A 353-nucleotide genomic window follows, 5' to 3' on the forward strand; every position below is an offset into this window, starting at 1 on the left:
GAATGCATCGGTCAGCACCGTGCTGAACGGGCCGCCGTCGGTGGACAGATCCACCGCGTACATGATCCGGTAGCCTTCAGTGTCGCCGTTCTGAGTGTTGGTCTTCTGCAACGCCGGCACCGCAAAGCGGATACGGACGGCCGACAGGTCGGCACCGGATACGGTGCGTACCACCGGCGCATCGCTGCGCAGCTCAACCGTGACGCCAACTTCGTTCTCGATGGAGGGGAAGCCGCTGATGTGCTCCTGGTCCTGGGTACCGGAGCGCGTCTGCACATCCACGCCGGAGAAGTTCAGCGTGCCATCCGGGTTCTCGATCGGCACCTGGTCCAGGTAGATCGACTGCTTGCCAG

At 63.5% G+C, this 353-nt stretch carries 1 pseudogene; it reads right to left on the bottom strand.

What is annotated here, in order from left to right:
* Nucleotides 1-353, bottom strand: a pseudogene (locus EN850_RS34445) (hypothetical protein); the annotation flags it as partial.

Source organism: Mesorhizobium sp. M8A.F.Ca.ET.207.01.1.1, assembly GCF_004794715.1.
Taxonomy (GTDB): Bacteria; Pseudomonadota; Alphaproteobacteria; order Rhizobiales; family Rhizobiaceae; genus Mesorhizobium.